A 12,087-nucleotide genomic window follows, 5' to 3' on the forward strand; every position below is an offset into this window, starting at 1 on the left:
GGCCACGATGCACGCGCTCTCCACGCTGACCGACGACCTGTTCGCGCCCGCAATGGTGCAGCTGGTGGACGATGCCGAAGGCGGCATCCGCTACTGGCCGGACGTTGTCGATCCGGTCACGGCACGGCGCTGGTTCGACATCCTCCGCACGCAGGCGGCGTGGACCCGCCTGCAGCGCCCGATGTACGACCGTATCGTCGACGTGCCCCGGCTGCTGACGAACTACGCCGTGGATGCGCTGCCGGACGACCTGCCACTGGCGCGCCTGCTGGCCTGCGTGCAGGCGAAGGCGCCCGCACCATATTCGCGCATCGGCATGAACCTGTACCGCGACGGCAACGACAGCGTCGCCATGCACGGCGACAAGCTGCATACGGTCGCGCAGGGCCATCCGATCACGCTGGTGTCGCTGGGTGCGCCACGACGCATGCTGATCCGTGCCCGCGAAGGTGGACGCGATACGGTGGCGGTGGACCTCGCGCCCGGCAGCGTGCTGTCGATGAGCCATGCCTCGCAGCGCACGCACGAGCACGGCATCCCGAAGACCCGTCGCGCGCAGGGGCCGCGGATCAGCGTGGTGTTCCGGGTGAGGCCGGTGCCAGCCCCTTCAGATCGTCCCCTGTAGGAGCGACGTAAGTCGCGACCGCATGAATGCGTCGTCATAACGCGTCGTTCGTGCGCGTGTCAGAGGGGTCCCGGACTGCGAACATCTCCGGTCGCGACTTGTGTCGCTCCTGCAGACACAAAAAAACGCCGCGAGGGCGTCGCGGCGTGAGGGCAGGGACTGCGTGAAAAGGGGAGGGGGCGGATCAGCCCATCAGCTTGAACAGCGACAGCTGCTGCATCTGCATGAAGACCGTCTGCGCGGCCTGCAACGCGGTGTTTTCCATCTGGTAGCGACCGATCGCCTCGGCCCAGTCCAAGTCGCGCAGCCCGGACAGGGTGTCCTTCAGGGTGATGTTGTTGGCCTCGCGCAGCGAGGCGGCGGTTTCGATGGCGGACAGCTGCGCGCCGCCACTGGCGCGTGCGTCGATCATCCTGCCCTGTGCGGTGCCGATGTCGCGCATGGCGCCCTGCAGGCTGTTCTGCATCGCGGCGCGCTGCGCGTCGGTGGTCGGGCTGGTGTCGAGCGTATCGATCAGGCCCTGCACGGTGGCGAAGATGTCGCGGCTGCCCGCCGGGCCCAGCGTGAAGCTGTCGCCGTTGGCGGGCTCGCCGTCGATCCTCATCTGCACGCCGGCGAAGGCGATGCTCTCGCCCTTGGCGTAGGTGCCGGACGCGACCGGATTGCCGCCCGCATCCATCACCTGGTAGGCATTGTTGGCGCCGAACGACAGCGTGTACGAACCACCGTTCCACACGGTGGAATCGGTGACGCTGAAGCCCATCAGCAGCCCCGTGCCGGTGTTGCCGATGGCGGGCTGGCCATCGAGGCGGCCATCGCCGGTGCGCAGGCGCAGGAAGACCTCGCTGCCGGGCAGGGTGTCGGACACGAACATGTCCGGCGCCACTTCCACCTGCCGCTGGGTCTGGTCGCCGCTGTAGATCACGTTGCCGCCGCTGAGGGCGAACGGCGCGGTGCCGTCGCTGGTGCCGCCGAACAGATAGCGTCCGGCGCCATCGGTGCTGTTGGCCAGGTCCAGCAGGCCGGCGTGGATCGCCTTCAGCTCGGTGCTGATCGCATGCCGGCTGTCGTCGCCCATCGCGGCGTTGTTGGCCTGGATGACGAGTTCGTTGATGCGCGCCATCGCCTCGCCCACGCGGTTCAGCGCGTTCTCCTGCAGGCCCAGGCGGTTCTGCACGGCGTTGGCGTTCTGACCGAAGCGTTCCAGCTCGGCGACCGCACGGTCCAGGCCGACCGCGGTGCCGGCGGCCACGGGGTCGTCCTTCGCCGTCACCAGCCGCTGTCCGCTGGCGAGCTGCTGCTGCGTGTGCGCCAGCTTCGCCTGCTTGGCCAGCATCGTGCTGATCGACTGCTGGTACATCATGTTGGTGGAGATGCGGTAGTTCATCGGCGGGTCGCAGCCAGGAGCGATTGGAACAGGGTGTCGGCGGTGGCGATGATCTGCGACGCCGCCTGGTAGGCCTGCTGAAGGCGCATCAGGTCGGCCGCTTCTTCGTCCAGGTTCACGCCGGAGATCGCGTCGCGCGCGGCCTGCGCCTGATCGTGGATGACCTGTTGCGCCTGCGCGGAGTAGTCGGCCTGGCGTGCCGCCGAACCGACCTGCGTGGTCAGGCCGCCGATGGCGCCGTTGAGGGTGAGCGTGCCGCCGTTGAGTACGCGCGCGTCGTCCAGGTTCGACAGCAGCTTCGCGTTGCCGTTGTCGCTGGAGTTCGCCCCGGTCGGACCGATGCGGAAGCTGTCGCCGGCGGCGGGTGCGCCGTCCAGCACCACGCTCCAGCCGTTGTACGCGACGGTCTGGCCGGGCGTGTACGGGAACGGTCCGGTGCCGTTGATCGTGTACTGGGTGGCGTCGAGGAAGTCGATGTCCACCGGCGCCAGCAGATTGGCGTTGGCGGCATCGGTCACCTTCAGGCCGCTGACCTTGCCGCTGCCGGTATTGGCCAGGTCGGTGTTCGCCTTGACCGGCGTCGCCGCCGCGATGCGGCCGGGGTCGGTGATCGCCACGCCGAGGTTGCCGGCGGCGCCCGCAGTGGGCTGCAGCAGGAAGCGGTCGTTGGTGCCGGGCGTGGTGCCCGGCGCAAGCCGCAGCTCGATGCCGTTGACCACCAGCGGATCGGTGGCCGTACCGGTGCCCGTCATCGGGATGCTGGCGCCCGTATCGGGATTCGTCGCCACCCAGGCGGCGCCGTCGAAGCGCAGCAGCACGTTCTGCGCGTTCAAGGCGCCGACGCTGCCGACCGAGGTCTGCAGCACGGCGTTGCCGCTGTTGCCGGCGTTGGACGAGATGCGGGGCGCGGGCAGGCTGAAGAAGTCCGCGCCCATCTGGCCGTACTGGTCCATGCCGGCGCGGTGGCCGGCGTTGAAGGTCTGTGCCAGCGACGTGGCCACACGGCCGAGTTCGGCGGCGGCGGGATCCAGCACGGTGGTGCGGAATTCGATCAGGCCGCCGATCTGGCCGCCCAGCGCGCGCTTGTCCAGCGTGGTGCGCTGGCCATTGGTTTCCAGCGCCACCTGCAGGCGTTCGGGACGATACGGGTCGGGCACGGTCACCAGCGTGCTGGCGGTGGCGCCCACCACCAGCGGCTGTCCACCGGCGCTGAACACATTGACCAGCCCGCCGTCCTGCACCACGGCGTTGCCGCCGGTGTAGGCGACCAGTTCGCTGATCAGCTGGTCGCGACGGTCCAGCAGGTCGCCCGACGGGCTGGTGTTGCCGCCGATGCGGCCGTTGAGCTGGGCGATTTCCTTGGCCAGCCGGTTCACTTCGCCGGTGGCGGCGGTCAGCCCCGCGTTGACCTCGATATCCAGTCCATCCAGGTGCTTGTCGATCTGGTGGAACCGGGTGACCAGCGCATTGGCCTGCGCCAGCACGCTTTCGCGGTCGGCCGAGCCGGCCGCGTTGGAGGACAGCGCGTTGACCGAATCGAAGAAGCTCGACCACGGCGCGCTGATGCCGGTGGCCTTCTCGGAAAACAGCTGGTCCAGGCGCGTGGACAGCGTGGACAGCTGTTGCAGGCGCGAGAGCTCGCCGCCGCTGTCGAGCAGGCGCGAGGTCGCCAGCGAATCGGCCATCCGGCGGACATCGACGATCTGCACGCCGTTGCCCTGGTAGCCGTAGCCGAAGTAGGTGCCATCGCGTGCTTCGAATTCCACGCGCTGGCGCGAGTAGCCGGGCGTGTTGATGTTGGCGACGTTGTGGCCGACGGTGGACAGGGCGCGCTGGAAGGCGATCAGGGCGCTGCTGCCGGTGGCGAGAAGGTTCGACATGCGGGTTCCCCAGGTCAGCGCCGCAGCGCGTTGCCGATGGCGTTGCCGACGACGCTGCCGACCTTGCCGCCGACGGTGTCGCCGATGGCCGACAGCACCTTGCCGAGCGTCGGGCCGTTGGCGATGGAGGCGATCTTGCTGGCGTAGGTCGGGTCGGTGGCGTAGCCGGCACGCTGCAGGCCGCGCGCGAAGCCGGCGATGTCCTTGCCGGCCGACAGCGCCTGCTGGTAGCGCGGATTGTTCTTCAGCAGCCGCACGTAGTCGGCGAAGCTTTCGGCGGGCGACGCGTACGCGCGGAAGTCCGCAGTCTCGGTGCGCTTCACGCCGTTGCTGTATTCGTGGGTGGCGGTGCGGGCGCGTTCGCCCTTCCAGCCGGTCGCCTTGATGCCGAACAGGTTATGCGCGCTGCCGCCGTCGCCGGTCTTGATCTGGCGCTTGCCCCAGCCGGTTTCCAGCGCGGCCTGCGCGACCAGCGCGCGCGGATCGACGCCGAGTTCCTTCGCTGCCTGCTTGGCGTGGTCCCAGATCTCGGCGACGAAGCGTTCCGGCGTGTTGCGCGCGTAGCGGGACGGATCGGCCGAGGCGACCCGTTCGACTTCATCGCAGGCCGCCTCGGGTCGTACGGTGATCGTATCCAGCGTGATCGTGCCGGGCAGGGCGCCGGTGTCGCGTGCGCCGCTGCCGATCCCGCGGCCGGCGATGGCGTCCAGCATCGAATCCGCTTCGCCGCCCGGCAGCAGCCGCTTGTAGGCCGACAGCGCGGTGCTGGCGGGGACGGCCGGCGTATTCGTATCGGTGGCGCCCAGCTGGCGCGCGATCATCGGCGCCAGGCCCAGCCCGCGGCCCTGCGACATCGCGGTGGCCAGCTGCTGGTCGTACATGTCGCGGAAGACCTGGTTCTCGCCCGGGAACAGCGAATCGCCGAAGCCGGCTTCGCGCATGCACTTGATCATCATCTGCGCGAACTGGCCTTCCAGCTTCTTCGCGACGTCGTGGATGCGCGCGTTGTCCGGCGTGCCGCCGGCATCGGCCAGCGGCATGGAAGGATTCAGCGTTCCGATGGGCAGGCTGGCCATGTCAGATCACCTCGAGCTCCGCGCGCAAGGCGCCGGCCTGCTTCAGGGCCTCCAGGATCGCGATCAGGTCGCCGGGGGCGGCGCCGACTTCGTTGACGGCGCGGACGATCTCGTCCAGCGAGGTGCCGCCCTCGAACTTGAACATGCGGTTGCCTTCCTGGCTGACCGAGATGCTGGACTGCGGCGTCACCACGGTCTGGCCGCCGCGGGAGAATTCGTTCGGCTGGCTGACGTTGGCGGCTTCGGTGATCGTCACCGTCAGCGAACCATGCGTCACCGCCGCCGGCATCACCTGCACCTGCGCGCCGATCACGACGGTGCCGGTGCGCGCGTTGACGATGACCTTGGCGGGCGCGCTGCCGGGGGTCAGCTCCAGGTTCTCGACCTGGGCGAGGAAATTGACGCGGCGCGAGACGTCGGCGGGCGCACGCACGGCGACCGTCACCGCGTCGACGGCGTAGGCGCTGCCGCTGCCGAAGTTCTGGTCCAGCGCGGCGACCATGCGCGAGACGGTGGTGAAGTCCGCGCGGTGCAGGTTGAGGGTGACGGTGCCTTCGCCGCTGTCCAGCGCATTGGGGATGGCGCGTTCGACGGTGGCGCCGTTGGGAATGCGGCCCACGCTGGGCACGTTGACCGACACGCGCGAACCGTCCTTGCCCTGCGCGCCGAAGCCGCCGACCACCAGGTTGCCCTGGGCGATGGCATAGACCTCGCCGTCGGCGCCGCGCAGCGGCGCCATCAGCAGGCTGCCGCCGCGCAGCGAGGTGGCGTTGCCGATCGACGATACGGTGATGTCGATCGGCTGGCCGGGCTTGGCGAAGGCGGGCAGGTCGGCGTGGATCGCCACGGCGGCCACGTTCTTCAGCTGCGGATTGACGTTGGCCGGCACGTTGACGCCCAGTTCGCCCAGCATGTTCTTCAGGCTCTGCACGGTGAAGGGCGCCTGGCTGGTGCGGTCGCCGCTGCCGTCCAGGCCCACGACCAGGCCGTAGCCCACCAGCGGATTGCTGCGCACGCCACCGACCTGCGCGAGGTCCTTGATGCGCTCGGCGCGCGCGGCGGGCGCCAGGCAGATCAGCACCAGGCCGATCCACGCCAGCAGGCCAAGCAGCGTGTAGGTGTCGATGCGACGCGGCTTCTTCGTCGTGGGCGCAGCGTGGTTGGAGTCGTGGGTGTCCATCGCGGAGCTCAGTTCGGGAAGATCGGGGAATTGAAGAAGCGGCCGAGCCAGCCCATCGAGTTGGACTGCGCGATGGCACCTCGACCGCCGTAGGCAATGCGCGCGTCGGCGACCTTGCCCGACGAGATGGTGTTGTCCGGGTTGATGTCGGCCGGACGCACGATGCCCTGGATCTGCACCAGTTCGTCGCCCTGGTTCAGGCGCATGTTCTTCTGGCCCTGCACGACCAGGTTGCCGTTCGGCAAGCGCTGGATCACGGTGACCGTCACGCTGCCCTGCAGGCGGTTGCTCTGCGCGCTGTTGCCGGTGCCGTTGAAGCCGCGATCGCCGTTGACCGACGCGCTGAGGATGTCGCGTCCGTTGAGCGTGACCGGCGCACCGGCGATGTTCGGCGCGGCCAGTGCGATCTCGGTCTTCTTGTCCACCGAGGTGGTGGCCGAGGTCTGCGCAGCGGTGTTCTCCACCAGGTTGATCGTCAGCAGGTCGCCCACGTCGCGTGCGCGGCGGTCCGCGTAGAGGTTCAGGCCGGGGCCGGCGCGATAGATGGAACCTGCCGTGGCCGGCGCCGATGCGGCGACCACCGGCTGGATCGGCTGCATCGGCGCGTACGGGCGCACGTCGCCGTAGTAGCGCGCGCAGCCCGGCAGCAGCATCAGCGCGCAGGCGAGGGTGGTGGCGGACGTGGAGCGCTTCATGGCGTGTCTCTTCGCGTGTCGGGTAGGAACGACGTCAGACGTTGTTGTTGAGGTAGCCGAGCATGGAGTCGGTGGTGGAGATGGCCTTGGCGTTCATTTCGTAGGCGCGCTGGGTCTCGATCATGCTGACCAGTTCTTCCACCACGTTGACGTTGGAGCCTTCCAGCGAGCCCTGCACCACGCTGCCCAGGCCATTGAGGCCCGGCGTGCCGTTCTGCGCGGGGCCGGAGGCGGTGGTCTCGACGTAGAGGTTCTCGCCCTTGGCCTGCAGGCCCGAAGGGTTCACGAAGTCGGTGAGCGTCAGCGAGCCGATTTCCAGCGCCTGCGCCTGGCCGGCCATCGTCACGCTGACGGTGCCGTCGTTGCCGATGGTCAGCGACTGCGCGCCTTCCGGCACCTGGATGCCGGGCTGCACCGGGTAGCCGCTGTTGGTGACCAGTTCGCCCTGCGCGTTGATCTGGAACGAGCCGTCGCGCGTATAGGCCGGTGACCCATCGGGCAGCAGCACTTCGAAGAAGCCGCGGCCGTTGACCATGACGTCCAGCGAACGGCCGGTCTGCTGCGGGTTGCCTTGCTGGAAGTCCTTGGAGGTCGACACGACGCGCACGCCGGTGCCGAGTTGCAGGCCGGAGGGCAGCTGCGTCTGCGAGGAGGTGGAGCCGCCGGGCTGGCGGACCTGCTGGTACAGCAGGTCTTCGAAGCTGGCGCGGTCGCGCTTGAAGCCGGTGGTGTTGGTGTTCGCCAGGTTGTTGGAGACCACGGACATGCGCATCTGCTGTGCGTCCAGTCCGGTCTTGGCGACCCAGAGGGCTTGGTTCATGGCGGGGTTCCTCGCGGTGGAAGGGGTGGAATCGCGCGATGCGGTTCCTCGCCTCCTCTCAGGCAAGTCCTGTGCCGGAACGGGTGTCGTGGTTCTGGCGCTGGGATCCGGGCCGATCTGGGACCGGAGTCATGGCCTGAGGGCCGGGGGCGGCATTTTTCTGGCGGCGGGGCCGGAGGGGCTTTCTTGCGCGGAAGGAGGGCGCCGCTCGCCGCGGGGGCCTTCTTTCTTTGCTTGTGCAAAGAAAGAAGCAAAGAAAACACACCCCAGGCGGCCCGCCCTCCGCGCTGCGCGCTCCGGGTTCGCGAGCGGGCCAGGAATTTTCGTAAGGCACATCCCTGTGCCATACGAAAACGCCGCCCATCCAGGGCGGCGCCCTTCGGGTTTTACCCGGCCCACTCGCCGTGCCTCATGGGGACCCGAAAGGCAGTAAAGCTAAAGCCCGTGTCGTAGATATCTGGGGTGGCTCTATGGGCCCCCTGAGGTCCGGCAGTCGCGGCGGGTAAAACCCCGCAGGGGCGCCGCACAAGGATGTGCGGCGTTTTCGGCCGGGGCAGGATGCCCCGTCCGAAAATTCCCGCCGGGACTGCGCACCCGTCGCGCAGCGGCGGGCGGACCGCCGGGGTGTGCTTTCTTTGCCTACTTTCTTTGCACAAGCAAAGAAAGTAGGGCCTCCGCGGCGAGCGGCACCATGCATCCAGAAAAAGAAAGGCTGCCCCGCAAGGCCATGAAACCAATGGCATCGCGGACGCGGTTCCAAGGGTAGGGCGCGAAGGATACTGACTCCGTTGCCCCTCACCCCAGCCCCTCTCCCGGTGGGAGAGGGGCTCAAAAGCGTCAGCCGCCGAGGCGCAGCAACTGGTTCGACGACTGCGCCATCTCGTCGCCGCTGCGGATCACCTTCACCTGCATCTCGAACTGACGCTGCAACTGGATCATCTGCACCAGCGCACCGGCCGCATCCACGTTGCTGCCTTCCAGCACGCCCATCGTCAGGCTGTTGCCCGTGGCGGCGGGCAGGGCGGGCGCCTGCGGATCCGACGGGCGCATCAGACCGTCACCGCCGCGTGCAAGCTGCGACTGCGCCGCTTCCACGATGCGCATGCGGCCGATCACCGCCATCGTCTGCGGGCCTTCGCCCTGCGGGATGATCGACACCGTGCCGTCGGCGCCGATGTCGATCGACTGCGCCGGCGGCACCGCGATCGGGTTGCCGTTGTCGTCCAGCACCGCACGGCCGCCGGCGGTGACCAGCTGGCCGTTCGGCGTGATGCTCAGCTCGCCGTTGCGCGTGTACGCCGTACCCCCGTCTGCGGCCTGTACGGCCATCCATCGGTTCGGCTGCAGGGAGATGTCCAGCGAACGGCCGGTGACCATCTGAGAACCGGTCCGGCCGTCGAAGCCGGGATCGATCAGCACCGCGTCCACACGCGAGGGAAAGCCCTGGCCCTGGATCTTGAACGCCTCGGTGCCGGCCAATGCGGCCTTGAAGCCCTTGGTGTCCACGTTGGCCAGGTTGTGCGACACGGTGCCCTGCGCCTGCAGCGAAGCGCGAGCGCCGGTCATCGCGACATAAAGGGCCTTGTCCATGCGTCAGTCTCCGTCGGCCTCTGCCGGATCAGCGGATGTTGATCACCGCCTGGGTGATCTGGTCCTGCGTGGACAGGGCCTGCGAGTTGGCCTGGAAGTTGCGCTGCGCCACGATCATGTTGACCAGCTGTTCGGTGAGGTCGACGGTCGAGGCTTCCAGCGCGCCGGAGGCCACCTGGCCGAAGTCCGACGTACCCGGCGCACCGATGCGCGGCTCGCCCGAGGCATAGCTGTGCGTCCAGGTGTTGTTGCCCTGCGACACCAGGCCCTGCGGATTGCTGAAGTTCGCCAGCGCGACCTGGCCCAGCGGGCGGTCCACGCCGTTGGAATAGCGTGCGTACACGACGCCGGTTTCGGACACGCTGAACTCGTTGAGCTTGCCGGTGGCGTAGCCGTCCTGGTTCTGGATGCGCTTGGCGAACTGCTCGCCGTACTGGGTGGTCCCGCTGATGTTCATCGTCATGTTCAGCACGCCGGCGCCGGTGCTGGGCGTGAACGGCGCCAGCGTGATCTGGCCGTTGGCCGGTGCGGTCAGGGTGCCGTTGTTGTCGAACTGCACGGTGGTCGGCGCGCCCATCGACGTGCCATCCACGTACGAGTGCATCTGCCACTCGTTCGGATTCGGCGTCTTCACGTAGTAGACGGTCTGCTGGTGGGCCACGCCCAGCGAGTCGTACACGGTGACTGAGGTGGTCTCGTTGTAACTGGCGCTATCAGTGGGCGAGAACGGCGAGATCGTCGGCTGCGCAGCGTTGCCGGGCAGGGTCACGCCCAGTTCCACGTTGGTGGTCGGCGAGGGTGGGCTGTCGGTGGTCAGCAGGCGCAGGTCGGTCATGTTGCCGGTGTCGAAGCCGACGCCGTCGGCGCGCGGCGGGAACACCTGCAGGCGGTAGCCTTCCGGCGTGGTGACATAGCCGTTCGGGTCGCGCTGGAAATTGCCGGCGCGTGTGTAGACGTTGGTGCCGTTGTTGCTGACCGTGAAGAAGCCCTCGCGGTCCACCGCCATGTCCAGATAGCGTCCGGTCTGGTTGATGTCGCCCTGCGAGAACTGCTGGGCCACGTTGGTCAGGCGCACGCCGGCACCGATGCCGTTGCGCAGCAGGCCGTAGCCCGTGGACGAGAACACCTCGGCGAACTCCGCGCGCGATTCCTTGAAACCGGTGGTGTTGACGTTGGCGATGTTGTGCGAGGTCACGTTGAGGTCGGCGTTGGCCGCTCTCATGCCGGACAGGGAACTGTTGAATGCCATGGAAGACTCCTTGCGGGATGCGGTGGGAGCGTGGGTGTCAGGACGCCGACTTGCCGATGCGCAGCACGTAGTCGAGCGGGGCGGTGCCCAGGCCGGGCAGGTTGAGGTACAGGCCGTCGGAGCCGATGGTCACGCTGTCCACGTGGGCATCGACGTAGGTGTTGAGCGCGGTGCCGGTGCCGTCGGCGGCGGTGTGGGTGGCCTTGATCGAATACTTGCCGGCCTCGGCGCGTTCGCCGTTGGCCTTCAGGCCGTCCCACGCGAACGCGGTCTCGCCCTTGCCGGTGGCGTCCACTTCGACGGTGTCGACGACGATGCCGCTGGCGTCCTTGATCTCGAAGGTCACCTTGCCGGCACCCGGCGACATCACCAGCCCGGTGGCGTTGCCGGAGGCGGGCAGGGCGATCGATTCGGACGGCACCACCACCGAATGCCCGACCAGCGAGGCGCCTTTCAGCACCTGGTCGCCGGTCAGCGCGGCGGTGAAGCCGTTGACGGTGCTGTTGAGGTCGCTGATGCCCTGCACGGTGGAGAACTGCGCCAGCTGGGCGACGAATTCGCTATTGGACAGCGGCTTCAGCGGATCCTGGTTGCTCAGCTGCTCGGTCATCAGCCGCATGAAATCGGCCTGGCCCAGCGTGTCGGCCTTTTTCTTCGGGGTCGCACCGGTGCCGCTGGCATTGAGGGCGGCGAACGGATCGCCATTGACGGTGGTCATGCGCGTGCTCGGTCAGGGGAGGGACGCATCAGCGCCCCATGGTCAGGGTGGCCAGGGCGAGTTCCTTGGCCGTGTTCAGCACTTCCACGCCGGCCTGGTAACCGCGCGAGGCGGAGATCAGGTTGACCATCTGCGCGACCGGATCGACGTCCGGTGCATAGACGTAGCCGTCGGCGTCGGCCATCGGGTGGCCGGGTTCGTAACGCTTGATCGGGGGCGCTTCGCTCTGCGTGATCTCCTTCACCTGCACCGAGGTCAGCGAACCGTCCGCGTTGAGCCTGCGCGCCTGGAAGATCGGCTCGATCGGCTTGTAAACCGCTTCCGGCGAGGAGGCGATGGAGTCGGCATTGGAGAGGTTGCTGGCGATGGTGTTCAGGCGCACGGACTGCGCCTGCAGCGCGGAACCGGCGACGTCGAAGATGGGCAGGTTGCTCATGGCATGCCTCCTTACTGGCCGGTGATCGCGGTGAGCATGGTGCGCACCTTGGATTCGATGAAGCTCAGCGAGGCGCGGTACTCCAGCGCGGCGCGGCCGTAGGCGGCGCGCTCGGTATCGGCATCGACGGTGTTGCCGTCCAGGCTGGGCTGCACGCCATCGCGTTCGAAGACGCGCGGCGAGGCATTGAGCAGGGTGAGGTGCCGCTCGTGGGTGCTCTGCAGCGGCGCGGCCTTGGCGGCGGCCTGTTCAAGTGCGGCCTGGAAGTCCAGGTCCTTTGCCTTGAAGTTGGGCGTGTCGGCGTTGGACAGGTTGCTGGCGATCAGCTGCATCCGTTGCTCACGCAGCGGCAGCGCCGCGGCATGGACGCCCAGATAGTTGGAGATGGGATTGGACATGGCACCGCTCCGGCAGACCGTTGCCGGGGCAGT

12 protein-coding genes are annotated in these 12,087 nt (G+C 68.1%); 1 reads left to right on the forward strand and 11 read right to left on the reverse strand.

Features of this window, described 5'->3' with window-relative positions:
* Positions 1-7: 7 nt before the first annotated feature.
* Positions 8-625 carry an alpha-ketoglutarate-dependent dioxygenase AlkB gene (locus AC1Q5B_RS17610; protein WP_492632766.1) on the forward strand — a complete coding sequence of 206 codons (618 nt, stop codon included), beginning with the start codon at positions 8-10 and terminating at the stop codon, positions 623-625.
* A gap of 184 nt (positions 626-809) precedes the next feature.
* Here AC1Q5B_RS17610 and flgL read toward each other — a convergent pair whose 3' ends face one another.
* The 11 genes from flgL to flgB all read right to left on the reverse strand — a co-directional run bounded on the left by flgL (position 810) and on the right by flgB (position 12,054).
* On the reverse strand, positions 810-2,012 hold the full coding sequence (gene flgL / locus AC1Q5B_RS17615) for a flagellar hook-associated protein FlgL (RefSeq protein ID WP_492632767.1): 1,203 nt from the start codon (positions 2,010-2,012) through the stop codon (positions 810-812).
* Positions 2,009-3,892, reverse strand: a complete 1,884-nt coding sequence (flgK, locus tag AC1Q5B_RS17620) for a flagellar hook-associated protein FlgK (protein WP_492632768.1) — start codon at positions 3,890-3,892, stop codon at positions 2,009-2,011. The genes flgL and flgK overlap by 4 nt, the downstream gene beginning before the upstream one ends.
* Positions 3,893-3,906: 14 nt before the next feature.
* Positions 3,907-4,932: a flagellar assembly peptidoglycan hydrolase FlgJ gene (gene flgJ / locus AC1Q5B_RS17625; protein WP_492632819.1), complete on the reverse strand. Its 1,026-nt coding sequence runs from the start codon at positions 4,930-4,932 to the stop codon at positions 3,907-3,909.
* A 37-nt stretch (positions 4,933-4,969) separates the two neighbouring features.
* Positions 4,970-6,148, reverse strand: a complete 1,179-nt coding sequence (locus AC1Q5B_RS17630) for a flagellar basal body P-ring protein FlgI (protein ID WP_492632769.1) — start codon at positions 6,146-6,148, stop codon at positions 4,970-4,972.
* An 8-nt stretch (positions 6,149-6,156) separates the two neighbouring features.
* Positions 6,157-6,843 (reverse strand): flagellar basal body L-ring protein FlgH, encoded by a 687-nt coding sequence (gene flgH, locus AC1Q5B_RS17635; RefSeq protein ID WP_492632770.1) that lies wholly within the window; start codon positions 6,841-6,843, stop codon positions 6,157-6,159.
* Positions 6,844-6,877: 34 nt separating this feature from the next.
* On the reverse strand, positions 6,878-7,663 hold the full coding sequence (gene flgG / locus AC1Q5B_RS17640; RefSeq protein WP_492632771.1) for a flagellar basal-body rod protein FlgG: 786 nt from the start codon (positions 7,661-7,663) through the stop codon (positions 6,878-6,880).
* Between the two features lie 837 nt (positions 7,664-8,500).
* On the reverse strand, positions 8,501-9,253 hold the full coding sequence (locus AC1Q5B_RS17645) for a flagellar basal body rod protein FlgF (protein ID WP_492632772.1): 753 nt from the start codon (positions 9,251-9,253) through the stop codon (positions 8,501-8,503).
* A 28-nt stretch (positions 9,254-9,281) separates the two neighbouring features.
* Entirely contained in the window at positions 9,282-10,502 is a 1,221-nt protein-coding gene (gene flgE / locus AC1Q5B_RS17650) for a flagellar hook protein FlgE (RefSeq protein ID WP_492632773.1), read from the reverse strand.
* A 37-nt stretch (positions 10,503-10,539) separates the two neighbouring features.
* A complete protein-coding gene (locus tag AC1Q5B_RS17655; protein ID WP_492632774.1) occupies positions 10,540-11,220 on the reverse strand; it encodes a flagellar hook capping FlgD N-terminal domain-containing protein in 681 nt (226 codons plus the stop codon).
* 28 nt (positions 11,221-11,248) lie between these two features.
* On the reverse strand, positions 11,249-11,656 hold the full coding sequence (gene flgC / locus AC1Q5B_RS17660; RefSeq protein ID WP_492632775.1) for a flagellar basal body rod protein FlgC: 408 nt from the start codon (positions 11,654-11,656) through the stop codon (positions 11,249-11,251).
* Between the two features lie 11 nt (positions 11,657-11,667).
* Entirely contained in the window at positions 11,668-12,054 is a 387-nt protein-coding gene (flgB, locus tag AC1Q5B_RS17665) for a flagellar basal body rod protein FlgB (protein WP_492632776.1), read from the reverse strand.
* Positions 12,055-12,087 lie beyond the last annotated feature (33 nt).

It is taken from the genome of Pseudoxanthomonas sp. GW835-FHT14C01 (assembly GCF_058793715.1).

Bases quoted from the DNA above. Each gene is read 5' to 3' on its own strand.
- AC1Q5B_RS17610 (WP_492632766.1), top strand. From the start codon at position 8: ATGCACGCGCTCTCCACGCTGACCGACGACCTGTTCGCGCCCGCAATG.
- flgH (WP_492632770.1), bottom strand. From the start codon at position 6,843: ATGAAGCGCTCCACGTCCGCCACCACCCTCGCCTGCGCGCTGATGCTG.
- AC1Q5B_RS17645 (WP_492632772.1), bottom strand. From the start codon at position 9,253: ATGGACAAGGCCCTTTATGTCGCGATGACCGGCGCTCGCGCTTCGCTG.
- AC1Q5B_RS17630 (WP_492632769.1), bottom strand. From the start codon at position 6,148: ATGGACACCCACGACTCCAACCACGCTGCGCCCACGACGAAGAAGCCG.
- AC1Q5B_RS17655 (WP_492632774.1), bottom strand. From the start codon at position 11,220: ATGACCACCGTCAATGGCGATCCGTTCGCCGCCCTCAATGCCAGCGGC.
- flgG (WP_492632771.1), bottom strand. From the start codon at position 7,663: ATGAACCAAGCCCTCTGGGTCGCCAAGACCGGACTGGACGCACAGCAG.
- flgK (WP_492632768.1), bottom strand. From the start codon at position 3,892: ATGTCGAACCTTCTCGCCACCGGCAGCAGCGCCCTGATCGCCTTCCAG.
- flgB (WP_492632776.1), bottom strand. From the start codon at position 12,054: ATGTCCAATCCCATCTCCAACTATCTGGGCGTCCATGCCGCGGCGCTG.
- flgE (WP_492632773.1), bottom strand. From the start codon at position 10,502: ATGGCATTCAACAGTTCCCTGTCCGGCATGAGAGCGGCCAACGCCGAC.
- flgC (WP_492632775.1), bottom strand. From the start codon at position 11,656: ATGAGCAACCTGCCCATCTTCGACGTCGCCGGTTCCGCGCTGCAGGCG.
- flgJ (WP_492632819.1), bottom strand. From the start codon at position 4,932: ATGCCGCTGGCCGATGCCGGCGGCACGCCGGACAACGCGCGCATCCAC.
- flgL (WP_492632767.1), bottom strand. From the start codon at position 2,012: ATGAACTACCGCATCTCCACCAACATGATGTACCAGCAGTCGATCAGC.